The organism is Aequorivita flava, from assembly GCF_038742595.1.
GTDB classification, from domain to species: Bacteria; Bacteroidota; Bacteroidia; order Flavobacteriales; family Flavobacteriaceae; genus Aequorivita; species Aequorivita marisscotiae.
In genome coordinates this window covers 36545-61317 of sequence record NZ_JBANCF010000015.1, presented here as the reverse complement: position 1 = coordinate 61317, position 24773 = coordinate 36545, and the positions used below count along the sequence as shown (strand labels likewise).

Annotated in this window: 23 protein-coding genes; 12 read left to right on the top strand and 11 right to left on the bottom strand. The window is 37.0% G+C overall.

Annotation, left to right across the window (positions count from 1 at the left end):
* The 9 genes from VZD24_RS13975 to VZD24_RS13935 form a co-directional block, all read left to right on the top strand.
* Window positions 1-890: T9SS type A sorting domain-containing protein (locus tag VZD24_RS13975; protein ID WP_342688817.1), on the top strand; the 890-nt coding region annotated here is incomplete at its 5' end.
* Between the two features lie 145 nt (window positions 891-1035).
* Window positions 1036-2676: a T9SS type A sorting domain-containing protein gene (locus VZD24_RS13970; RefSeq protein ID WP_279448628.1), complete on the top strand. Its 1641-nt coding sequence runs from the start codon at window positions 1036-1038 to the stop codon at window positions 2674-2676.
* Window positions 2677-2994: 318 nt separating this feature from the next.
* Window positions 2995-4569 carry a T9SS type A sorting domain-containing protein gene (locus tag VZD24_RS13965; RefSeq protein WP_279448626.1) on the top strand — a complete coding sequence of 525 codons (1575 nt, stop codon included), beginning with the start codon at window positions 2995-2997 and terminating at the stop codon, window positions 4567-4569.
* A 294-nt stretch (window positions 4570-4863) separates the two neighbouring features.
* Entirely contained in the window at window positions 4864-6363 is a 1500-nt protein-coding gene (locus VZD24_RS13960) for a T9SS type A sorting domain-containing protein (protein WP_342687902.1), read from the top strand.
* A 71-nt stretch (window positions 6364-6434) separates the two neighbouring features.
* Window positions 6435-7436 carry a glycosyltransferase family 2 protein gene (locus VZD24_RS13955; protein ID WP_342687903.1) on the top strand — a complete coding sequence of 334 codons (1002 nt, stop codon included), beginning with the start codon at window positions 6435-6437 and terminating at the stop codon, window positions 7434-7436.
* Between the two features lie 26 nt (window positions 7437-7462).
* Window positions 7463-8413, top strand: a complete 951-nt coding sequence (locus VZD24_RS13950) for a CdaR family protein (RefSeq protein WP_342687904.1) — start codon at window positions 7463-7465, stop codon at window positions 8411-8413.
* A 29-nt stretch (window positions 8414-8442) separates the two neighbouring features.
* Window positions 8443-9021, top strand: coding sequence for a dephospho-CoA kinase (gene coaE, locus VZD24_RS13945; RefSeq protein WP_279448619.1), 579 nt, complete (start codon window positions 8443-8445; stop codon window positions 9019-9021).
* A gap of 82 nt (window positions 9022-9103) precedes the next feature.
* A complete protein-coding gene (locus tag VZD24_RS13940) occupies window positions 9104-10663 on the top strand; it encodes a sensor histidine kinase (protein ID WP_342687906.1) in 1560 nt (519 codons plus the stop codon).
* A 12-nt stretch (window positions 10664-10675) separates the two neighbouring features.
* Complete coding sequence (locus VZD24_RS13935; RefSeq protein WP_279448616.1) at window positions 10676-11392, top strand: response regulator transcription factor; 717 nt, start codon at window positions 10676-10678, stop codon at window positions 11390-11392.
* A 35-nt stretch (window positions 11393-11427) separates the two neighbouring features.
* Here the strand turns inward: VZD24_RS13935 and miaA are convergent, their stop codons facing one another.
* The 7 genes from miaA to VZD24_RS13900 form a co-directional block, all read right to left on the bottom strand.
* The gene (gene miaA, locus VZD24_RS13930) at window positions 11428-12345 is read right to left on the bottom strand and encodes a tRNA (adenosine(37)-N6)-dimethylallyltransferase MiaA (protein ID WP_342687908.1); all 918 of its coding nucleotides are present in this window, start codon (window positions 12343-12345) and stop codon (window positions 11428-11430) included.
* Window positions 12345-13193: an ion transporter gene (locus tag VZD24_RS13925; RefSeq protein ID WP_342687909.1), complete on the bottom strand. Its 849-nt coding sequence runs from the start codon at window positions 13191-13193 to the stop codon at window positions 12345-12347. Before VZD24_RS13925 ends, miaA begins: the two co-directional genes overlap by 1 nt.
* A 39-nt stretch (window positions 13194-13232) precedes the next feature.
* The gene (locus tag VZD24_RS13920; protein ID WP_342687910.1) at window positions 13233-14612 is read right to left on the bottom strand and encodes an exonuclease domain-containing protein; all 1380 of its coding nucleotides are present in this window, start codon (window positions 14610-14612) and stop codon (window positions 13233-13235) included.
* Between the two features lie 37 nt (window positions 14613-14649).
* Window positions 14650-15306 carry a YggS family pyridoxal phosphate-dependent enzyme gene (locus tag VZD24_RS13915; RefSeq protein ID WP_342687912.1) on the bottom strand — a complete coding sequence of 219 codons (657 nt, stop codon included), beginning with the start codon at window positions 15304-15306 and terminating at the stop codon, window positions 14650-14652.
* Window positions 15307-15336: 30 nt separating this feature from the next.
* A complete protein-coding gene (locus tag VZD24_RS13910; protein WP_279448607.1) occupies window positions 15337-16575 on the bottom strand; it encodes a DUF1015 domain-containing protein in 1239 nt (412 codons plus the stop codon).
* A gap of 48 nt (window positions 16576-16623) precedes the next feature.
* On the bottom strand, window positions 16624-17514 hold the full coding sequence (locus tag VZD24_RS13905; RefSeq protein WP_342687913.1) for a 3-hydroxybutyryl-CoA dehydrogenase: 891 nt from the start codon (window positions 17512-17514) through the stop codon (window positions 16624-16626).
* An 87-nt stretch (window positions 17515-17601) separates the two neighbouring features.
* Window positions 17602-18570, bottom strand: a complete 969-nt coding sequence (locus VZD24_RS13900; protein WP_279450277.1) for a Gfo/Idh/MocA family protein — start codon at window positions 18568-18570, stop codon at window positions 17602-17604.
* A 235-nt stretch (window positions 18571-18805) separates the two neighbouring features.
* On the opposite strand from VZD24_RS13900, the gene VZD24_RS13895 reads away from it, so the two are divergent.
* Window positions 18806-19447: a protein-L-isoaspartate(D-aspartate) O-methyltransferase gene (locus tag VZD24_RS13895; RefSeq protein WP_342687914.1), complete on the top strand. Its 642-nt coding sequence runs from the start codon at window positions 18806-18808 to the stop codon at window positions 19445-19447.
* On the opposite strand, the gene VZD24_RS13890 is transcribed toward VZD24_RS13895, so the two are convergent.
* The 4 genes from VZD24_RS13890 to VZD24_RS13875 all read right to left on the bottom strand — a co-directional run bounded on the left by VZD24_RS13890 (window position 19444) and on the right by VZD24_RS13875 (window position 23754).
* Entirely contained in the window at window positions 19444-19959 is a 516-nt protein-coding gene (locus tag VZD24_RS13890) for a GNAT family N-acetyltransferase (protein ID WP_279448601.1), read from the bottom strand. The two genes, VZD24_RS13895 and VZD24_RS13890, sit on opposite strands and share 4 nt — an antisense overlap.
* A gap of 69 nt (window positions 19960-20028) precedes the next feature.
* Window positions 20029-22509, bottom strand: coding sequence for a DUF5686 and carboxypeptidase regulatory-like domain-containing protein (locus VZD24_RS13885; protein ID WP_342687915.1), 2481 nt, complete (start codon window positions 22507-22509; stop codon window positions 20029-20031).
* A 158-nt stretch (window positions 22510-22667) separates the two neighbouring features.
* The gene (gene smpB, locus VZD24_RS13880) at window positions 22668-23132 is read right to left on the bottom strand and encodes an SsrA-binding protein SmpB (RefSeq protein WP_279448597.1); all 465 of its coding nucleotides are present in this window, start codon (window positions 23130-23132) and stop codon (window positions 22668-22670) included.
* Window positions 23133-23199: 67 nt separating this feature from the next.
* A complete protein-coding gene (locus VZD24_RS13875) occupies window positions 23200-23754 on the bottom strand; it encodes a SixA phosphatase family protein (protein ID WP_279448595.1) in 555 nt (184 codons plus the stop codon).
* A gap of 156 nt (window positions 23755-23910) precedes the next feature.
* On the opposite strand from VZD24_RS13875, the gene VZD24_RS13870 reads away from it, so the two are divergent.
* Both VZD24_RS13870 and VZD24_RS13865 read left to right on the top strand, forming a co-directional pair.
* Window positions 23911-24096, top strand: coding sequence for a CsbD family protein (locus VZD24_RS13870; protein ID WP_279448593.1), 186 nt, complete (start codon window positions 23911-23913; stop codon window positions 24094-24096).
* 386 nt (window positions 24097-24482) lie between these two features.
* Window positions 24483-24764 (top strand): TlpA family protein disulfide reductase, encoded by a 282-nt coding sequence (locus VZD24_RS13865; protein WP_342687918.1) that lies wholly within the window; start codon window positions 24483-24485, stop codon window positions 24762-24764.
* Window positions 24765-24773: the final 9 nt, after the last annotated feature.

Genomic DNA, 24773 nt, shown 5'->3' with positions numbered 1-24773 from the left:
GTGGATTGCCAGGAGATATTACGGTATCGCTTTGTAACGGCACGGACTTTGACTCTAAGCTTTCTATTTACAGTGGCGATTGTAGTGCGTTAGTTTGTGTTGATGGGAACGATGATTCTTGTGGTCTGCAATCTGAAGTTACTTTCGCAAGTGACGGAAATACGCAGTACTATATACTTGTTCACAGTTTTGGTGGTGCGACCGGCAACTATACATTGGATGTAACCTGTATGCCGACCCCCCCACCGAACGATATGATCGCCAACTCCATCGATGTTGATGAGATTGGTTTCCCATATACGGACCCAGCAGTTGCGATGCCAGCCGCCACCACGGAGAATGGCAATCCACAGGGTTGTGATCTTACGGGTGCCAACGGTGTATGGTACAATTTTGTGTCTGCCGGCGATGGCCAGGCCAATGCAATGATCGTTACCCCTGGCGGTGCTAGTTCGGTTACTTTCTATACCGCACCGGATGAGAACGCTACCGAGACCGATCTTGTTCTGGTACCACAGAACACCAACCAGTGCGTACCTGGCACCTCTGCATCTATTTATACACTTGCAGGGCAGGCGTACTATGTGTTCGTGCTGAACACCGGTGCCATTACGGACATTAAGATAGATGGCACTAACCTTGGTGTTTCGGACAACACCATTGCCGGTTTCAGTTATTACCCGAACCCGACCAAGGGTGTATTGAACCTACAAAGTGTAGAGAATATCGATCACGTATCGTTGTACAATCTTTTGGGGCAGCTAGTGGTGGACAACCGCGTTGATGCTACCTCATCACAGATAGACATTTCCGGTCTAAGTACGGGCACTTACCTGATGAAGGTAACGGTGAACGGAGAGACGGGAACCTATAAGGTGCTGAAGGACTAATTTCTGACGCATATCTTTAATATAAACCACCCGCTAATGGCGGGTGGTTTTTTTACTTTAAAAGCTAACTATTTAGCTTTAAAAGTTTTGTGGTCATGCTTTTTTTACATATTTTTAATCCAGTTTAACTAAATCATTTATAATTATGAAAAAAACTACTCTATTACTATCATGCTTTGTAGCATTTACAGGGCTTGTAAATTCGCAATCAATTGCGGATTTACCAAACGTGATTAACAATCCACAACGTACCGCTCCAGCTCCAGCTGCGTATTTTAACAATACGAACGCAGTACCTATGGCGGAAGCTGTTGCAGGAATGACTTCAACTTCTTTTGATCCTAACCAACGGATTCCTTTTACTGGTACTTATGGCGATCCTAATAATAATGCAACCGCGGCTTTAGTTTATGATAACGGTCTGGTATATAATATCCCAGGACCACCTATGGTAAGTATGTTGCAAGATGCTTCATTAGGAATGTCAACTTATGGTTTTGGGGCACAATTTGGAAGCTCTAATAGTATGGCCGACGATATGGTATTAACAGGAGATTTCGATATAACTTCAATAGATGTATATGCATATCAAACTGGTTCAGCACCTCCAACTATCGATGCAGTTTATCTTCAAGTTTGGGATGGTGACCCGAGTGGCGGTGGAGCTTCAGTTATTTGGGGCGACTTAACAACAAATATTCTAGACAATACGGTTACTTCTGATGCATTTAGACAATTAGAAAGTGCGCCTGGTGATACATCTAGAGAAATTCAATTAGTTAAAGCAAATACTGCTGGACTTTCATTAACCGCAGGAACCTATTGGATAGAATATTCCTTCGGAGGTACAGGAGCTTCTGGACCTTGGGCTCCGCCTATAGTAATTACGGGAGACCCAACTACAGGAAACGCACTGCAAAACCTGGCAGGTGTTTATGGACCTGCTATGGATGGTGGTTCTGGAACACCTCAAGGTATGCCTTTCCAGGTTTACGGTGATCCTATTGGTGGTGGCGGTGGCGCCTGCCAAGAGGAGAATCCTAACGACGGTACTTTCGAAAATGGCTTTAACTGCTCTTCTGCATCTGCATTTATGACAGCTAACGACGTAACTGTTGCCGCAGGCGAAGATTTTGAACTAACCAACATTACAGCAAGTATCTTTGCAAACGGTGGTATTACCAACGTAGATGTAAACTATTACGACGATGCTGCTGGTCTTCCAGGAAACCTTATTGGTTCTCAGGCTTCAGCTACGATAGACAACCAAACGGTTATTGGTAACAACTTTGGTTTTGACGTTAACGAGATTGAATTGACCGTTACACCATTTACCTTTGCAGGACAGGCAGGATCACCTACTACTTACTGGGTTGAACTTTCGGTTACCGATGGTGGTGCAACTGGTAGTGTATTCTGGGTAGTTACCTCTTCTACTATGGTAGGTAACCCTAGTGCTCAGTTTGATGCAGCCTGGGGCATTCCAGATCCATTAATGGACGGTGTTTACATCTGGGAAGGAAACTGTAATCCTTTAGGAGTTAGCGATAACGCACTTGCAGGATTCTCTTACTATCCAAACCCAGTTACCGATGTACTTTCATTAAAAGCAGCAAGTAATATAGAAGCGGTTTCTATCTACAACTTATTAGGTCAGGAAGTATTGCGTTCCGAAGTTGGTGCTACTACTTCAGATATCAACCTTTCTGGTATTGCTACCGGAGCCTACGTATTAAAGGTTACCGTAAACGGCCAGACTGGAACATACAAGATTTTGAAAAACTAATTTTTCACAATTCTTATATAAAGGCCATCCACGAGAGTGGGTGGCTTTTTTTTTGGAACAATCTTTAAAAACATAAGTGTAAATTAACCCTCTGAAGAAATCATGATTCATAGAATTAGTTTTAATAATACCTGAATTATTAGAACTATTGTTTAATATAAAACCAGTAAAAAAAATTTTACCAAACATAGGTTTTATGACATATTTGTCCTTATTTCAAAGAAAGATCTTCTGCCAAGTTATAAGTTCAAAATTTTGTAGTGAAATAAATTTTGGATATCTTTATAATTATAAAATTAACTTAAACTAAAACTTATTATGAAAAAAATTACTCTGTTATTTGCTTGCTTCATAGCCTTTTCAGGTATTATGAGTGCACAAAATGTGCAATCTATTGCGGATTTACCAAATACGACCAATAACCCTATATATAGTCAGGGTGATCCAGTAACTACTACCGCTACTGTACGTTTTGAGAAACCAATGGGAGCTCAAGACTTTAATGCTTTTGTACCCATTGAAAGATATAATGTTACAACCACCCATGGTCCTTCAATAATCTCGGGACAAAGAGGTGCAATGGCAGTTACTCCATATACAGATAGAGCTACTTTTGAAGCTGCATACCCCGGCACACTTGTTAATGAGGATTTTGCTGGTGGTCCCGGAGTTGGTGTTATTCAAGCTTGCGGTCCCGTGGTAAGTAGTGCGGGTGATGGATGTTTCTCAGCAGGTGAACTTGAAGATGGATTTTCTATTACCGTTTCTACGGCTGGAAACGATGTAATCTATATTGGCGAAACTGCTTTAGGAAACTCTTCAACTCTTATGGGAGCTAATACCTTTGCAGATTTTACAATCGTTAACTTTTTGCCATTAGGAGCACATGCTGTTGGAATGGATCTTTTTGTAGATGCTGTGTCAAATGCAGAGGTTAGAGTTTATGATATGGGAGGTGCGTTATTAGATACATTTACCGTCAATAATACACCAAATACTGAAAATTTTGTAGGCTATACTTCTGATGATGCTATAGGTAGAATTGAAATTCAAGCGGAAGCTGATGCCGGTGAATTGTTTGGTAACCTAGCATTTGGAACCGATCCTCTAGGTGGCGGTGGCGGCAGCGCTTGCCAAGAAGAGAACCCTAACGACGGTACTTTTGAAAACGGTTTTAACTGCTCTTCTGCATCTGCATTTATGACAGCTAATGACGTAACTGTTGCTATGAACGAAGATTTCGTTTTAACTAACATTACAGCAAGTATATTCGCCAACGGTGGAATTACCAATGTGGCCGTAAACTATTACGACGATGCCGCTGGTCTTCCAGGAAACCTTATTGGTTCTGTTGCTTCGGCTACAATCGACAACCAAACGGTTATTGGAAACAACTTTGGTTTTGATGTAAACGAAGTGGAGATGACCGTTCCGGCCTTTACCTTTGCAGGACAAGTAGCTTCGCCAACAACATACTGGATTGAACTTTCAGTTACCGACGGTGGTGCTACGGGTAGTGTATTCTGGGTAGTTACCTCTTCTACTATGGTTGGTAACCCTAGCGCACAGTTTGATGCAGCATGGGGCATTCCAGACCCATTAATGGACGGTGTTTACATCTGGGAAGGAGAATGTAATCCTTTAGGAGTTAGCGATAACGCACTTGCCGGATTCTCTTACTATCCAAACCCAGTTACCGATGTACTTTCTTTGAAAGCGGCAAGTAACATAGAAGCGGTTTCTATCTACAACCTATTAGGTCAGGAAGTATTGCGTACCGAAGTTGGTGCAACTACTTCAGATATTAACCTTTCTGGAATTACTACTGGCGCCTATGTTATGAAGGTTACCGTAAACGGCCAGACTGGAACATACAAGATTTTGAAAAACTAATTTTTCACAATTCTTATATAAAAGCCATCCACAAAAGTGGGTGGCTTTTTTTTGTTTAGATGTTTTTCTGAAAATTTTCCAATACTGCTTGGAGTTAAAGTAGGGGTACACCAAAGCTCAAACATTGTAAAATCAGAACTATTTGTAATTGGATAGGCTACAGAATTATCAAGTGTAAAGAGTTATCGAGTATTACCTAAGCTATCTTTTAATCAATCATTATTAATAGAAAATTTTGGAGGGGAAGAATATTTAAATATCTTTATAGCTAATTAACTTAAATCATTAAATATTATGAAGAAAATTACAATTATGATGTTATTGTTTGTTGCTGCTATCGGTTTTAGCCAGGAACAAGTAAAAATGCTCGGCAATGACAATCCAGTTATTTTTGAGCAACAACGCACCGAAGTAAACCAAACTACAATCATGCCGAACAATGCGGCACCGGTTACAGATATTGCTTTGTTGGGAAACAACAATCCAACTTATTTAGCAGCCTGTACTGAGGAAAACCCAAACGATGGTACCTTCGAGAATGGCTTTAACTGCTCGTCTGCGTCTGCTTTTATGACCGCTAACGATATTACAGTTGCTGCTGACGAAAACTTTACGTTAACAAATATTACTGCCAGTATTTTTGCCAACGGTGGAATTACTAATGTAGATGTTAACTATTATGACGATGCAGCTGGTCTTCCAGGAGCCCTTATTGGTTCTCAGGCTTCAGCTACAATCGACAACCAAACAGTTATTGGAAATAACTTTGGTTTTGATGTTAACGAGGTTGAAATGAGCGTAACTCCATTTGTTTTTAACGGACAAGCTGGTTCTTCTTCTACATACTGGATTGAACTTTCAGTTACCGATGGTGGTGCAACTGGTAGTGTATTCTGGGTAGTTACTTCTTCTACTATGGAAGGAAACCCTAGTGCTCAATTTGATGCTGCTTGGGGAATTCCAGATCCACTAATGGATGGTGTTTATATTTGGGAAGGTGATTGTGACCCAATTGGTGGTGGCGGTGGCGCTTGCCAAGAGGAGAATCCTAACGACGGTACTTTCGAAAATGGCTTTAACTGCTCTTCTGCATCTGCATTTATGACCGCTAACGACGTAACTGTTGCCGCAGGCGAAGATTTTGAACTAACCAACATTACAGCAAGTATCTTTGCAAACGGTGGTATTACCAACGTAGATGTAAACTATTACGACGATGCTGCTGGTCTTCCAGGAAACCTTATTGGTTCTCAGGCTTCAGCTACGATAGACAACCAAACGGTTATTGGTAACAACTTTGGTTTTGACGTTAACGAGATTGAATTGACCGTTACACCATTTACCTTTGCAGGTCAGGCAGGATCACCTACTACTTACTGGGTTGAACTTTCGGTTACCGATGGTGGTGCAACTGGTAGTGTATTCTGGGTAGTTACCTCTTCTACTATGGTAGGTAACCCTAGTGCTCAGTTTGATGCAGCATGGGGCATTCCAGATCCATTAATGGACGGTGTTTACATCTGGGAAGGAAACTGTAATCCTTTAGGAGTTAGCGATAACGCACTTGCAGGATTCTCTTACTATCCAAACCCAGTTACCGATGTACTTTCATTAAAAGCAGCAAGTAATATAGAAGCGGTTTCTATCTACAACCTATTAGGACAGGAAGTATTGCGTTCCGAAGTTGGTGCTACTACTTCAGATATCAACCTTTCTGGTATTGCTACCGGAGCCTACGTATTAAAGGTTACTGTAAACGGCCAGACTGGAACATACAAGATTTTGAAAAACTAATTTTTCACAATTCTTATATAAAGGCCATCCACGAAAGTGGGTGGCTTTTTTTATTTCATTAACTTAGCGCGATGCAAATAAGCTATTCTTTTATAATCCCAGTATATAACCGTCCTCAGGAAGTTAAGGAACTTTTAGAGAGTTTTGTTGCCTTAGATTTTAAAAAAGAGTTCGAAATTGTAATCGTGGAAGACGGTTCTACCGAAACATCAAAAGAGGTTGTGACACAATTTTCTGAGAAGCTTTCAATTTCATACTTTTTTAAACCGAATTCTGGTCCGGGCGATTCTCGAAATTATGGAATGGAACACGCAAAAGGCAACTACTTTATAATTTTAGATTCAGATTGTATATTGCCGCCGCATTATCTAAAAACTGTTGATACCTTTCTTCACGAAAACTATTTCCATTGTTTTGGCGGAGCAGATGCGGCACACAAAAGTTTTACTGCATTGCAGAAAGCAATTAATTATACAATGACTTCGTTTCTTACAACTGGCGGGATTCGGGGTAATATAAAAAGTGTAAATAAATTTGAACCCCGAAGTTTTAATATGGGCATTTCAAAACAAGCATTTTTAAAAACTGGGGGATATTCAAAAATACACCCAGGTGAGGATCCAGATCTTTCGCAACGTATCTTAAAAACAGGATTTGATACTACGTTTTTACCCGAGGCTTATGTATATCACAAACGGCGGATTTCTTGGAGTAAGTTTTATTTGCAAGTGAAAAAATTTGGATTGGTTCGCCCTATATTAAATAAATGGCATCCGGATGCAGCTAAAATAACATTCTGGTTTCCAACCTTATTTGTATTGTTTGTCTTGTTTTCCGTCTTGCTTTCAATACTTATAACGCCTTGGTTTTTACTGCCAATTCTTTTGTATTTAATTTTAATATTTATAGACTCAAGCCTCAAAAATCGAAGTGCCTATATTGGTATTCTTACCTTGCGAGCAGTTTTTGTTCAATTTTTCGGGTACGGGATTGCATTTTTAAAATCGAATTTTTTAATAAACATTTTAAAGAAAGATCCACAGGAACAATTTCCTTTTTTATTTTTTAAGTAAATTTATTGATGGCCAATAAAAATAGTATGACAAAAGGAATTTTTAAGAAGAATAAGAATTTAAAGATAAAACGCTTTTTATTCTTTCTGCTAATTGCTGCTATTTTCTGGATTTTAACCAAATTTAGTAGAGAGTTTACTACGACAATGGAAGCCAAAATTAATTATGAAAATATACCAGAAACCACGGCATTATCTGAAAAAAACTTGCACACCATTATGTTTGATTTAACGGCAAATGGTTTCGAAATTTTATTCTATAAATTTAAAAAACCGAGAATTGATGTACAAGTAAGTGAATTTTACGACAATGAAAAAGACCATTTCACCATTAGTAAAAATGAATTGTCGCGAATGGTTTCATCTAATTTTAATAGAAACTTAGGCATCAAAAATTTATCGGTAGAGGAATTAAAGGTTCTTTTGGACCCAATTGTGCTCAAAAAAGTAAAAGTAGTTCCAAGTACAAAACTTTCTTTTAAAGACGGATTTAAACCTATGGACAGTATAAAAATAAGTCCGGATTCGGTTACCATTTCAGGTCCTTCGGGTACATTAAAAAAAATAAATTCAATTGGAACCGAAGAAGTTTCATTGAATGGAATAGAAAAAAGTATTTCAAAATCTATAAGTTTGGTTTCACCTAATACCGAAATTGTTTCAATTAAACCCAACACCGTAACCATTAATTTAAAAGTAGCCGAATACTCCCAAGGACAATTTACGCTTCCCATAGAGGTGATTAATCTCCCGCCAGAAATGGAAATTAAATTAATATCGCCCTCCGTTACCGTATCGTACGATGTTCCGGTAAGCGAATTCACCAAAATTTCTAAAGAAAATTTTAGGGTTATATGCGATTACGCCAAGAGAAACAAAGACGACAATTTTATGTTGCCTACTTTAGAAAAAATGCCACCGGGTATTTTGAACGTTGTTTTTGAGCCAAAAAAAATCGATTTCTTTATTTTTAAATAATTTAACGATTACAACGTAAATATTACACAATGAAAATTATTGGTCTTACCGGAGGGATAGGAAGTGGCAAGACTACCGTGGCAAAAATGTTTTCTAAACTAGGCGTACCTATATATATTGCCGATGTTGAAGCTAAAAAACTTACCAATTCTTCCAAGATAATCCGTAGGGAATTAATTGCTCTTTTAGGTGAAAATGCCTACACAGACGCAGGTTTAAATCGCACCTACGTCGCAGATAAAATCTTTAACGATACAAACTTATTACAAGCGGTTAACAAAATTATACATCCACGAGTGGCCATGCATTTTAAAAAATGGACTACTAAACAAAATGCTCCATATGTAATAAAGGAAGCCGCTATCCTTTTTGAAAACGGCGGTTATAAACACTGCGACCTTACAATACTTGTTACGGCGCCAAAAGCCATTAGAATAGCGCGTGTTATGGCACGCGATAAAACTTCGAAAGAAGCAATAGAGCAACGCATTAATAACCAATGGAGCGATAAAGAAAAGCTAAAATTGGCCGATATTATTATCGAAAATACCACTATTGAAGCAACTAAAAAGCGCGTTTCTGAAATCCATAAAACGCTTCTGTTGTAAGGCGTTGTTATAGCTGTATATCTTTTGTTAACATTTGGTTAAACTACCAAGTGGCTAAATGTTAAAATCTTACTTTTGGGGTATGAACAAAAAGCTATTCGTATTGCTTATAGCGCTCATGAGCCTCTCATTATTGGGAATAGTATTTGTTCAGGGATATTGGATATCAAACGCTTATAAAACAAAAGCGGAACAGTTTACTATAAATTCCAAGCAGGTGATTTTGTCAGTGGCAAGGGAAATTCAGTTACGAGAAAACGAAGCGTATTATCAAGTTTACAGTGCGTATGTAGATAGCATACAGGTGCCCGACAGCCAAAGTTTTACAGAGTTAGCCTATCGAATTCAAAATAAGGCAACAAATGAAACTTTTATTTTTACCGATGGAATTTTAGAACAGGATTACAAACTTTCTTCTGGATTTTTTGATTCTGAAATGGATAGCATTCAATTTAGAAAACTTACCAGCAGAAAAACAAAGACAAAAATAACTGAAGGAATAGACGGAACCACCACAACCCAAACGAGAGTGGAGTCGTTTTCTAGATTAAAGGATTACGAACGCAAACAATTTGAAGATTTTGTTAGTAATGTAACATCAATGGTTCCTATATACAAGCGGGTTAAGGAAGAAGAGATTTCGGAACTAATTTCAAAAGAGCTAAAGGAGCGTGGGTTAAAATCTAAATTTGAGTTTGCCATTTTTAATAATAACCTTGAAACAAAAGTACGCTCAAAAAATTTTAAGTTCAATCCTGATAATACCTATATCGTTCCCCTGTTCGTAAATGAAAATAAAAGCAATTATGAGCTTTATGTAAATTTTTCAGAAAAGGAGAAATTAGTAATTAATAGTATTTTAGGAATGGCCATCCTCTCACTGGTATTTACGGCAGTGATTATATTGGCCTATTCTAGCGCGATTTCGCAGATATATAAGCAGCGTCAGATTTCTCAGATTAAGAGTGATTTTATCAATAATATGACGCACGAATTTAAAACGCCAATTGCAACTATTAATTTAGCGTTAGATTCTCTTAAAAACCCGAAAGTAAAGGATAACAAAGAGTTTTTGAACCGATATTTGGGAATGATTCGAGATGAAAATAGAAGAATGAATGCACAAGTAGAAAATGTACTTCGAATTTCAAAACTTGAAAAAAATGAGCTGGATCTACCAAAAGAGCGTGTAGATTTACAAGATTTGGTCGAAGATTCAATCTCGCACGTAAGCCTAATAGTTGAAGATAAAGGCGGTTATATAAACACACATTATGGAGCGCTTAAGTCTACGGTACTGGCAAACGAGTCGCATTTAACAAATGTAATAGTAAATATATTGGACAACGCAGTTAAATATTCTGAAGAGCAGCCAAAAATAGATATCTATTCAGAAAATGTTAAAAATAGTGTTATCTTAAAGATTCGCGACCAAGGCATGGGAATGAGCAAAGGGGTTCAGAAAAAAATATTTGAAAAGTTTTACCGTGAACACACGGGCGATATACACAACGTTAAAGGGCACGGACTCGGTCTAGCATATGTTAAACGAATTTTAGACGATCACGACGCCGAAATATTTGTTGAAAGTGAAAAAGGAAAAGGCAGCACCTTTATATTAAAACTACACCTAATATCTTAATATCTTAAAATTATGGAAACAGAAAACAAAAAAATACTCTTAGTAGAAGACGATCCCAATTTCGGAACAGTTCTTAAAGACTATCTAGCGATGAACGATTATAACGTTACACACGCAAAAAACGGAATGGAAGGTTTTGAAAAATTTAAAAAAGACGATTTCGATCTCTGCATATTAGACGTTATGATGCCTTACAAAGATGGGTTTACATTGGCTAAGGAAATACGTGAAAAAAATGAAGACGTACCTATTATTTTCCTTACAGCGAAAGCTATGAAGGAAGATGTGCTAAAAGGCTATAAAGTAGGTGCAGACGATTATTTAAACAAGCCTTTTGATAGCGAAGTATTGTTGATGAAAATAAAAGCTATTATTCAAAGAAAGGCAACAGATTCTATTGCAGATAGCAAGCAATTTGAATTTGAGATTGGTAATTTCCACTTAAATTCTAAGCTGCGTTTCTTAACCTACAATAAAGAAACCCCTATCAAATTATCGCCAAAAGAAAACGAATTGTTGCGTTTATTGGCACTTCATAAAAATGATTTAATGCCACGTGAATTGGCGCTAACCAAGATTTGGAGAGATGATAACTACTTTACCTCAAGAAGTATGGACGTTTACATTGCTAAACTCAGAAAATATCTTAGTAAAGATGATGGGGTAGAAATAATCAATATTCACGGTGAAGGTTTCCGATTGGTTGTTAAAAGCGAAGTAGACAACTAGTAGTGTAAATTAAGATATGTGTAAAAAAACGCCTCCTAGTGGGCGTTTTTTTCTTTTATATACTTTACAATTATTTTAGCGCTGGTTTTATAATCAAACCAGTGAATGGCATCATTTTTTTTAAACCACGTATTTTGGCGTTTTGCAAATCTTCTGGTGTTTTTTTTAATTTCAGCAATAGCTTCTTCCAAGGTAAAGTTTCCATCAAAATATTCAAAAAGCTCCCGATAGCCTACCGTTTGCAACGCGTTTCTTTTTCTGTGAGGTAGTAACGCTTTTGCTTCCTTAACCAAGCCGGCCTCTACCATCTTGTTTACCCGCAAATTAATTCGACTATAGATGGTTTCCCTGTCTGCCGTTAAGCCGACAAAAAGTGTTTCAAAATTTCTATGTACGGTTTTATTATTTAAGAAAGACGAATACGGTTTTCCCGTACCTCGATATATTTCCAGCGCCCGTACCAATCTGTGCGGATTTTGAATATCAACTTTTTCAAAATAAAGGGGATCTGCCTTTTTTAATTCATTTTGAAGTACTTCAATTCCGCTTTCCATCAGTTCGGTATTTAACTTGTCGCGTATGCCTGATTCTACTTTCGGAAAATTGTCTAATCCTTTTACCACTGCATCTACATAAAGTCCGGAACCGCCTACCATTATAACAATGTTGTGCTTTTTAAAAAGTGTAGTTAACAAAGCAATGGCATCTTTTTCAAAATCGCCCACCGAATAGTCTTCTAAAATACTTTTAGTTTGAATAAAATGGTGGGGTGCCGCATTTAATTCGTCCTCGCTGGGAACAGCGGTTCCAATGTGTGTTTCTTTAAAAAATTGTCTTGAATCTGCCGAGATTATTTCGGTAGAAAAAGCCTTTGCAAGTTTTACAGCTAATGAAGTTTTACCGATGGCGGTAGCGCCCACAACGCAAATAAGCAATGGTTTTTTGGAACGCATTACGCTATGGGGTTAGTTTCTGAATGCAATTCATAGCCACATTTATGACAGAATTTTGCATCATCTCTATGTTTAGATGCGCCGCAATTTCTACAAGACTGAGTGTTTACGTGAACAAAATCGTCTCTCTCTTTTCTTACATATTGGGCACTAATAATTCCCGTGGGTACAGCTATAACTCCATAACCTAGAATCATAATTATGGTTGCCAAAAACTGACCCGCAGGTGTAACGGGGGCAATATCGCCAAAACCTACCGTGGTAAGGGTAACGATGCACCAATATACACTAACCGGGATACTCTTAAAACCACTTTCTTCTCCTTCAATTAAATACATAAGCGTGCCTGCAATAATAGCGACAATAAGTACGGCAAAAATGAATATAAATATTTTTGCTCGGCTTTCTAAAAGTGCTTTTTTCAGTTTATTGCCTTCACCTATATACCGTGCTATTTTTAATATTCTAAAAACGCGCAACAACCGCATGGCCCGCACTGTAAGCAAATAGTTGCTTCCCACTAAAATAAAAGACAGGTATAATGGAATGGTTGACAACAAATCAATAATACCGTAGAAACTGAAAATGTAGTTTTTTGGTTTCTTTACAGTGATAATTCGAGCTATATATTCAATGGTAAAAAAGATGGTTATAATCCATTCAATAACATAAAACAATTTGTGATATTCTAAATCTATAGAACGTACGCTCTCTAGCATAACAATTATTACGCTAAGTAATATTAATATAAGTAGAATAATATCAAAAAGCTTCCCCATGGGCGTATCTGCCTCATAGATTATCTCATGAAATTTATAGCGCCAGGATTTTTTATTGCTTGGTTTCAATTTATATTATTTGAAAGACTAAAAATAGGGAACTTTAATTTAATTCACGGTATTGGCGGTAAGCTTAACCGTTTTAAGTACTTTTTTCCTTCGTAAATAACTTTGGATAATATGCTGTACATCCCGATTGTTTTGCATTGGATTTATGATAGATTTTAATATTTCAGGATTGTTTATTTGATGGTTCAAATTATAAAAACCGTATCCTTTATAAACACCGTTTTCAATTAAAATTACCGATCGTTCCTCAATTTCCCTTCCGCGATCTATTATTAACATGTTTTGGTTTTCGTAACTACATTTTTCCAAAAAAGAATTTACGCGGCTGTTATATTCAGCAACTGCCTCATTATTTACACATGCTCCAAAGCATTCTTGAATAGTGTAATTAAAACATTGTTTTTCTGTATGGTTTAGTCCAGTAAGTTTTTCACAAAGTTGATATTCTTCAGTTATTTTAAACAGTGCCGTTTTGGCCTGTTGATAATTGCCGAAGGTAGTTATGGCTTTTTTACGATTATCTGCCTTTTCAATTTTTAGATTCATATAGCCTTTTTCATCTACAAACGATGTAAGCTGATGCGTAAATGTAGTATGCCGCAATGCTCTGTTGTACAAAGGTTTGTTGTGTTTTATTTCTTCACATTCCTTTAATAGAGCAATAAGTTCGTTTCCTGTTTTTTCATATGAAACAGACTTTACTTCCAACTGAATTTTTTTAGATTTTCTGTTGTCACTTGTGAAATGTTGTGTTAGGCGTTTCTTAATATTTTTACTTTTCCCGATGTATATAATCTTGCCGGCCTCATTGCGCATATAATATACGCCAGTTTCAGAAGGCGTGTTTTTAATTATATCTAAGAGCTTTGGCTCTAGCTGTTTTTTGGTGTCTTTACGAAGGGTTTCGGTAATTATTTCTTTAGACTTGTCTTTGTCCAACAACATTTTAAAAAGTGCTACGGTTGCCTTAGCATCGCCTTGTGCGCGATGGCGGTCGCTTAAAGGAATGCCCAATGCGCGTACTAATTTTCCCAAACTATACGATGGCATATCTGGAATCAATTTTTTTGAAAGCTCTACCGTACATAGTGTTTTCTTTTCAAATTGATATCCCAATCGGTCAAATTCGGTTGTAAGAATTCGTTTGTCAAAAAGTGCATTATGCGCTACCACTACGCAGTCTTCGGTAATTTCGATAACGCGCTTTGCTATTTCGTAGAATTTTGGCGCATTCCGAAGCATTTCATTATTAATGCCGGTAAGGTTTACAACAAAGGGCTGTATGGGTATCTCAGGATTGATAAGACTTGAAAACTGATCGACGATTTGATGGCCGTCAAACCTGTATATTGCAATTTCGGTGATTCCCTCCTCATTGTATTTTCCTCCCGTCGTTTCTATGTCTAAAATTGCGTACACGTATTAAATTTATGGTTTTAATTTTAATTTCTGACTATTAATAATTGCGTTCCCCAAAAATGGCACTGCCCACGCGAATCATGGTACTGCCATTAGTTATGGCAATTTTATAGTCCCCGCTCATGCCCATACTAAGAATGGTAAATTGATTGTATTTCTCTTTGAAGTGATCAAAAGTATTTTTTAATTTTTTAAATTCTTCCGAAATCTGCTGCTCATTATTTGTAAAGGTTGCCATCCCCATGAGCCCTACAATACTTACATTTTTTAGGTTTTTAATTTCCTCGGAATCGAGAAGATTTGTAGCATCTTCTTCGCTCATGCCAAATTTACTTTCTTCTTCTGCTATTTTTATTTGAAGTAAGCAGTTAATAATACGATCGTTTTTTCCAGCTTCTTTATTTATTTCCTTTAAAAGTTTGTCACTATCTACCGCGTGAATTAAACTCACAAACGGTGCCATATATTTTACCTTGTTACGTTGCACATGGCCAATCATGTGCCATTGAATATCTTTTGGCATTTCTTGCCATTTCTGCTCCATTTCCTGTACTTTGTTTTCACCAAAAACACGGTGCCCAGCATTATAAGCTTCCATTAAATCGCTAACGGGCTTGGTTTTAGTAACCGCCACAAGGGTAACATTTGTAGGTAATTTGGAATTAAAATGTTTTAAATTTTCTGAAATCGTCATTGTGTTCTCTCTTTTCCTTTAATCCATTTATTAAAACTCATAAACCGTAACACCACTTCGAAGTTTGGGTTCAATATACGTACTTTTGGGAGGCATTTTTAAACCTTCATCAGCAATTTGTCGCAACTCTGCGGTGGTGACGGGCACCAAGCCAAAACCAACTGCAAATGTGCCAGAATCTACTACTGTTTTTACATACGCCAAGTCTTTTTTGCCGTGTGCGTATTCTATTCGTTGATCGTTTCTTAAATCTTCAATGCCTAAAAGTGGCTTTAAAATTGTAACATACAAAATATGCGTGTCTAAAGCATCGAGGGCATTGTTTATTTGGTATTTCGTTTTACGAAGGTACAATGAATAAAATTCGCCGTCTAAATACATACTGAAATGATGCAGTTTAGAAGGTTTATAGTAATCCATTCCGCGATTTTCAATTCTGAAATATTCATCCAGTTTAATTAAAAACTCTTCTTTGGTCATACCGTTTAGGTCTTTTATTAAACGGTTGAATTCATAAATTTTTAGATCGCTCTCGGGAATCAGGAAACTCATAAAGTAATTATAGGGCTCATCTCCCGTATGCTGCGGGTTTTCTACCTTTAAGTCCTTAGCTAACAAATAGGAAGAGGCGGAGCGGTGATGACCGTCCGCAATATATAAAGCTGGCATTTCTGCATATATTTTTTGAATTTTTTCCAACAATGCACTTTCATCAACATTCCATAAATAGTGGGTGTCTCTATAAGTTGTGGTAAATTCATACTCCGGCCGGGTTTGCATTATTTCGGAAATAATTGCCCCTAATTTGTCATTATCGGGATAGGTTAGGAGTACTGCTTCTGCATTAAAACCAACTGTTTTTAAATATTCCTTAAAAATCACTTCTCGAAACTCCAACGTATCTTCGTGTTTTTTAATAACATCGTCCTCGTAATCTTGCACGCTTGCAGCTGCCACGATGCCGTGAAATTTTCGGCCATCTCGATTAACGATTTTATAAATGTAAAACGAAGGCTTTTCGTCCTGCATAAATATTCCGTCCTCCTTAAATTCTTGATAGCGATTGCGCACCAACCCGTAACGTTCTTCGCCAGAAATCTCTTTTTGGTATTTATACCCTGGATTTACAATGTGCAAAAACGAAAACGGATTATCTCGCAAGCGCGATTCTACCTGCATTGCCGTGTAACTTTCGTACGAACGTGCTGCTAGTAAACTCACTTTGTCTCGCGTAGGCCGGACGGCTTTAAAAGGAATTATTTTTGCCAAATTTTAATTGATAATTTATAGTATTACTGCGTTAAGCAATAAAAAATATTACTTTTTAAATTGTGAGGAAATAGTTTCTGCCTTTCGGTTTTGGCTGTAATCGTAAAATCCTTCACCGCTTTTTGCTCCCAGTTTGCCTGCCATAACCATATTTACTAATAACGGACACGGGGCATACTTTGGGTTTTTAAATCCATCGTACATTACATTCAATATAGATAAACATACATCGAGTCCAATAAAATCGGCTAGCGCTAAGGGTCCCATCGGGTGCGCCATGCCTAGCATCATAACGGTGTCTATTTCTTTTACGCCAGCCACACCGTTATAAAGCGTTTCAACAGCTTCGTTAATCATTGGCATTAAAATTCTATTGGCTACAAAGCCTGGATAATCGTTAACCTCTACCGGTACTTTGCTTAATTTTTTTGAAAGTTCTTTAACGGTTTTAAACGTTTCTTCAGAAGTACTGTACCCTTTAATAATTTCGACCAATTTCATAATGGGCACAGGATTCATAAAATGCATTCCGATTACCTTCTCAGGTCGAGAGGTGGCGGAAGCAATCTGCGTAATGGAAATAGATGAAGTGTTGCTGGCCAGAATTGTTTCGGCAGGACAAAATTTATCTAAATCCCTAAAAATTTTCAGTTTTAAATCTAAGTTCTCGGTTGCCGCTTCTACAATCAAGTTGGCACCTTTTACGCCTTCTTCTAATTTTGTAAATGTTGAAATATTGCCTAGAGTGCGCGTTTTATCTGCTTCCGAAATTTTTTCCTTTGCCACCATTCTATCCAGATTTTTGGTAACAGTTGCCATTCCTTTCTCCAGCGATGTTTCAGAAAGATCAATTAAATTTACTTTGTAATCAAATTGTGCGAAGGTGTGGGCTATTCCGTTGCCCATGGTTCCTGCGCCTATTACTGCTATATTCTTCATTATTTAAATATTATATTTTAGATTTTAGAACTTTTATCCGTTCTCAGATTATTTTTTATTTTTTAATTTGTCTTTAGGAATTAGTGGCTATATTTTTTTAAAATTTTCAATTATCAACATTGCAACCCGCAGGGCTTCAGTTCCTTGTTTAAGAGATACTTCGGGGGTGCGGTCTGCTTTAATTGCTTCGTAAAAACTTTCAAGCTCGTCAAGAATTGCGTTGTTGGCTTCAATCTTTGGATTTTCAAAATAAATTTGCTTTTTTACGCCTTCGGCATTGGTAAGTACCATGGCAAAATCATCCAGCTTTTCGGGTGCGTTTTTCATTTTTACCACTTCACATTTTTTCTCAAGAAAATCTACAGATATATAAGCATCGCGCTGAAAAAAGCGTGCTTTGCGCATGCTTTTTAGCGAAATACGGCTAGCCGTTAAATTAGCTACGCAACCGTTTTCAAATTCTATTCTGGCATTAGCAATATCCGGTGTTTCGCTAATAACCGAAACCCCACTGGCACTCACCGCTTTTACAGGGCTTTTTACTACACTTAAAATAGCGTCAATGTCGTGGATCATTAAATCTAAAACTACTGAAACATCGGTCCCGCGTGGATTAAATTCCGACAGCCTGTGGGTTTCAATAAACATTGGATTGTGAATTTTATCTTTAATTGCCTGGAATGCAGGGTTAAATCGCTCAACCTGCCCCACTTGTCCGCGAACTTTTTTAAGCTTTGCCAAATCGCGAATTTCTTCAGCTTGCGTTACGGTTTGGGTAATTGGCTTTTCAATAAAAAGATGCTTGCCGGCATTAATTACCATTTTAGCACATTCAAAATGTTTACTGGTAGGAGTAACTACAACTACCATTTCGCTTGCATCTATAAGGCTTTCCATAGATGGAAAACTCTTGTAGCCAAATTCAGATTCTATTTTTTCTGAAGCCTCTTTGCTGGCATCGTAGAAACCTACAAGTTCGTATTTAGTAGATTGTTGCAGCAATTTTAAATGTATTTTTCCAAGGTGACCAGCACCCAGAACTCCTGCTTTTAGCATTGGCGTGTGATTTTTCACAAATGTAAGTGTTTTAGAGGGAAAGTTTAAACCTTTAGGAGGTTTATGGGGGTAAGAGCCTCGAGAAATTTACCGTGCAGCCTTTCTGTGTTTTTATAAATTTATCACTTAAACTATAAATTCGAAATTATTATGCGAAACGTGTAGCTTCATCTCCAAATTTGGTTACTTTGTAAGATTGATTGTTTAGCGTATAATTTGTAAAATCTGAAATAAAGTGAAAGATACATTTACCCATCAAGGAATGCGAAAAAAATTGGTTGAAACGCTTAAACAGAAAGGTATTGCCAATAAAAACGTGTTGCAGGCCATTGGTAAAATTCCGCGGCATCTCTTTATGGATTCCGGTTTCGTGGGACACGCTTATGTTGACAAAGCTTTTCCGATTGCAGCAGATCAAACTATTTCGCAACCCTATACCGTTGCCCGGCAAACCGAACTTTTAGAAGTTAAAAAGGGCGATAAGATTCTTGAGATTGGAACGGGAAGTGGTTACCAAGCATCGGTACTTTTAGAGATGGGAGCAGTACTATTTACAATTGAAAGACAAAATGAACTATTTAAAAAAACAAAACTTTTTCTTCCGAAGCTCGGATACAAACCCAAACGTATGATTTTTGGCGACGGCTATATTGGCCTTGAAGAAGAAGCTCCTTTTGATGGGATTATTGTAACTGCAGGCGCGCCTTTTGTTCCAAATGCATTGTTGGCACAATTAAAAGTTGGTGGAAAATTGGTTATTCCCGTTGGCGAAAATGTGCAAATTATGACTGTGTTTACCCGTAAATCCGATACCGAATTTGAGAAGGAAGAATACGGAGAGTTTAGATTTGTTCCGCTTTTGGAAGATAAAAACTAACGGTTTAAGTAAAACACCACATTGTCTTGGTTATGAATATCTTTACGTGTTGTGCTTGGAATAAATCCATGCTGTTTTAGTAGGCTTTTTGACGGAATATTCCTATAATCTGTAAAGGCTTCAATGATTTGGAAACCGCCTTGGCTAAACCCAAAATTTAAAACTGCTTTTAATGCTTCGCTCATAATTCCCTGGCCCTGAAATTTTGGATCGAGGACGTATCCAACTTCGGCGGTTTTTTTATCTTCTGAAAAATTCCACAAACATATTGAGCCAATTAAAATGTCCGATTTCTTTGTTGTAATTCCCCAGGTAATAGATTTGTTTTGTCGTAAATCGGCAGTAATTTTTTCAATATGCGCAATGGTCATTTGGTTTGTTTGCGCTGCTCTTTTTATAAATTTATTAATTGCTTTATCGGTTCTGAAAAAATGTACCCTTTCAAAATCTGCAGGCACTATTTTCCGAAGATTTAAACGTTCTGTAATAATAACTGGAAAAGGAATAGCCATAGCTGTTTGTATTTATCTCGCCGAAATTGTAAAGTACAATCATTATATGTTTAAACAATGTTTTAATTTTTAGGGTTCAAAAATATCGAAAAACTTCAGTCCAAAAATAAAGGCACCGCGACTCTCATTATTGTAGTAGGAACGAACGTAATCTACCCGAAGCAGTCTAAATTTACCAATGCCTAGATTGTCTATTCCCACTGAGAATTCGGAATACGGTTTACGTTCTTCGGTACTTAAAAAATGTGCACCAGCTACCAAATTGAAGTTTAATTTATTAATCCCAGGGATTTTGCCTAAAATCCAACCTCGAAAATCGTGCTCTAAATGTCCTTCAAAATAGCTTTTATTGGTGCTAAACATATAATAAGGCATCAAGTTAAACATTTGGGTATAATTAGCCGAAGTGCCCACTCTTGTTTGGTTTCCGTTAAAATGTTTAAAATCTACAAACGAAATTGCGTCGCCATTCGCAAAAGTGCCGCTCTTTAAATTGTAAGCAAATTGCCCTTTGTTTCCCAGAGTTAGCGATTGATTTAAACTCGCTTCAATTTGTGTGTAATCGTAGTTAGATTCTGTTATTGCTGTTCCATTTTCAATTGAAATATTTAACTCCGGAAATGGGCTATCGCCGATATTAAATTTCATATCTGGATTTGAATAATATTTCTGAGCAAAATTAATTTGCAACCGTAACTTGCTTTTTACAATGTTGTGCTCCTTAATGGCAGCATTGCTATAATCGTTCGGGGCTAACGGATTATTACTGGTATAGCTTATATTCTCAAACGGAATGGTAACATAATCAGAATTATTAAAAAGTGGTTTGCGATTTTCATACCCTGCGGCAGCATACAGATGAAGACCATTAATTACTTCCTGGCTGTAATCAATTTGCCCGTAATTACGTTCGTACAACTTCATATAATTTCGTTCAAAAAACAATGTGGAAATAGTATTTATAAACGGCGAAATAGGTTCTGAACCATTAAACTGATTCACTTTGCTTCCGCCAGATAGTGAAAGCCGCAATTTGTCTTTCCAATTAAAATTGCGAACCATATGCACCGTAAACCGAAACCTGTCTTCGGCAATTCCGTAGTTTCCGTGTACGGCGCCAGAAAATGTGTTTGTGCGAGCGTCATCATACCACTTGCTATAGGTTAGCCCAGCTTTGCTATTCCAGCCTTGAACGGTATTAAAATTAATTTTGGTTAGGGGCGCTTCGTAGTCAACGGCCCATTTTTCAAAGGAATTTTTATAGGTGTACCCCATAAGCAAACTAAGAATTTTTGGCTTGTTGCGTTTTGCGTCTATTGAATCCAAGTACGGTTTTGAATGCTGTAAAGTCTGAAGGCTGTCTTTTTTAATGTAGTCTTTTAATTCCTCATCCGTTAGTGGTACAGGACGACTATCTCTCCAAAAAATACTGTCTTTTTTATTAGCTTCGGGCTTAAATGAAAGTACTTCATTAGTAAAGGTGTTTTTGTTGAACTGCGGTGTAAAATTATAATTGCTGTAAACAGCTATAAACCCGCCTTCGCCTTTCATTCCTAAAAGCCCGAAACCAAAATCGATAGTTTGTGAAATCTTGATCCAAACATCATTTGTGGTATCGTACTTATAATTCTGTTTTACCAATAAGTTATTTACAAATGGCACCTGAATTGCAGCCCCGGTAGCGGAAAGTGCAGTTCCGTACAATTGCCAATCGTCTTCAGCTATATAAATAAAACCTGTCCAAACCCTATCGTTGGGTCGTTTTGGAATTACCTTTATTTTATTAATGAGTTTTGGCCCATCGTAAAAAACACCGTCGAGTTTATAGTTATAATAATTTAAGGCGTTGGTAGCAATAGGCGAGACCAATGCAGCATTGAGTTCCACCGTATTTTCATAAAACGAAATATTAGCGCTTTGAGCACTGTTAAAGCTGAAACCGTTATCGTTGCCGCTTACTTTACTGGCAATTATTTTTTCGGTGAATTTATTGGGTTTTTGGTAAGCAATTTCTGAAATAGTTTCCGAAAGATAAATAATACCAGTTCGGGTAGAATCTAACATGCCGTTAAAATCGCCTATTTCTTGTCCCATTATTTTTTTGGGTACGTCTTTAACTTTCCACAATCCACGCGAATAAAAGTGAGCTGTGTACGCGCTTAATCTTGCTAAATTTTCCTTTTGTTGTGCAATAGTATTACGAATAATGCGGTATGCAGGATCTTCTGCAGTGTTTAAAATTACCTCCTCAAGACTGGTAGATTCTTCTTCGAGTTTAATATTTAGAATATGCGGAAACGAAGTGGGAGTAATATTCTTGCTTAAAGTTTTATATCCCAAAAATTGAAAAACGATTACGTATTCCGCTTTTTTTGAAATATTTAAAGTGTAATTTCCGTCGTCGTTCGTTGTGGTGCCAATATAGCTGTTTTGCAGATAAATGTTAACGTAGGGCAGAGGCTCGTCTTTGGAGTTGGTTACTTTTCCAACTATTTGGGCAGAAATACTTGCTGAAATAAAAAGGAGAAGAATACTAAGTTTAAAGCGCATAAATCGGGGTCTGGTGGAACTATTTTTTTTGACCTATGCAAAATACTAATAAATGATTTCAATTATGGAAATGAAAATTATTTATGGGCTGAATTTATTTTCGCGAGCCATTACAATCAACAATGAGATGAAGCCAAAAGGAGGGATGTATTTTTTAGTTAATTGTTAAAAGCTTTTTTAATTCTGCTAAGTTGTCTTTTGGAATCACGTTCTTTTATTACTTCGCGCTTATCAAATTGCTTTTTCCCTCGAGCTAATGCAATATCAATCTTTGCTAGGCCTTTACTGTTCGTAAAAAGAACCAACGGAATAATTGTAAGTCCGCTATTTTTTACTTCCTTTTCTAGTTTTTTAAGTTCACTTCTATTTAAAAGAAGCTTGCGTTCGCTTTTTGGAGAGTGATTGTAATGTGTGGCGTGGCTGTACTCTTGCACGGTCATATTAATTACAAAAAGTTCGCCGTTGCTAAATTCGCAAAAACTTTCGGCAATAGAAGCTTTTCCTTCGCGAATTGCTTTTATTTCGGTGCCTCGAAGCACAATGCCAGCCGTGTAGGTATCGAGAATTTCATACTCAAATCGCGCCTTTCGGTTTTTAATTTTTACGTTTTTCTGAATTGCCATATGTGCAAAAATAGAATGATTATTGGAGAATGAATACGAATTAATAAAGATTTCAGATTAAAAAAAATCAATCTACCGTAATTGTTTCTACTTTTTTATCATTCCCATCAATGGTAACCTTAAACAGTGTTGCATTGTCGCTGTCGTCCATCTCTTTATATTTTTCTTCACCAATTAACTTGTTTACCAGTTGCGGCGTTGTATTGCTATGGCCAGCAATTAATACGGTTTTGCCGTTTGTTTGTTTTAAAAATTCTTCGGAATATATAGTATTGGGATCGTAGCGTATTGGCGAAATTGCCTTTTGCTGTGCGATAAGCGAAATAGTCTGTTTGGTACGCACATATTTGGTTATGTAAATTTCATCAATTTTAATGGGTTCAAAGTACGACGCCCATCTTTTGGCGCGCATCATTCCATCAATATTGAGCGCAGGATCCTGATTTGTGGGGTCTGTACGATCTTTTTCGGCATGGCGAAGTAAATAGTAAGTAGCGCTAAAATTTTCGGTATCTATTTGGTTTGTAGATTCGGTTTTGGTGCTGTTATCGTCTTTATCTTTTTGTTGCCCACAGAAAGTGAATAACGGCATAAGTGTTAGTAATAAAAGTATATGTTTCATAAGTTACTTATTAAAATAACAGTTTTTAAGAATTATTGGCAAAGTTATAACTAAAAGGCTTTAATCTTTAATAATTCATTATTATTAATGTGAAGGAAGCTGTTGTAATTTTATAGTACGAAAAAGAAAAATTAATTTAACTTAAATCAAAACGCTATGAATGAAGATCAGTTTAAAGGAAAATGGAATCAAGTAAAAGGTAAGTTTAAGCAAGAATATGCAGATCTTACTGATGATGACCTAAAGTATGCCGAAGGAAAATCTGACGAATTACTTGGGCGTCTTCAAGAAAAAACCGGAAAGACAAAAGAAGAGTTGAAGGACCAAATTGACAAGTGGTAGTTTTTAGCTAAACTTTAAATACCACTTTATTTGAAGCCGAACCCCTCAAAATTTCAATGAATGAAATTTTGAGGGTTTTTTTAATTTTATTTCATTGTTGTCCGATAAAAGTAATGACTAACTCTGGAAAACCCCATATTATATGTCGTCCCTACGGGACTAGGAATTGACGGGGATCTATTTTTTTACCCATATTTAATGCCTAACGGCATACTGCTCCAGCTGGGCAAAATATTGGTGATCAAGAGATCGCACCTAAACAAATGTCCCGTAGGGGAAAAACATGATTTTTAATCGGACAATACTGATTTTATTTGTAATAATAAATTTTATTTTGAATTTATCTGTACTTTTATTGGCAACAAACCCACTAATTATAACTTATTATGAAAAAAATTACATTTCTTCTATTATTTATTGGTTTTACAATAAACGCCCAAGTAAACAACTACAGTGTAGGCGACGTTGTTGATGATTTTACCGTTACGGATATCGATGGCGTGGAACATAACTTATATTCCATAACTGCCCAGGGCAAATATGTTTGGCTGGACTTCTTTTTTGCAGATTGCGTTCCCTGTCAACAAACGGCTCCTATTTTCAATGAGTTTTTTGATAAATATGGGTGTAACGAAGGTTTGGTGTTTTGTCTGTCTATTAACAATTGATATGATGAT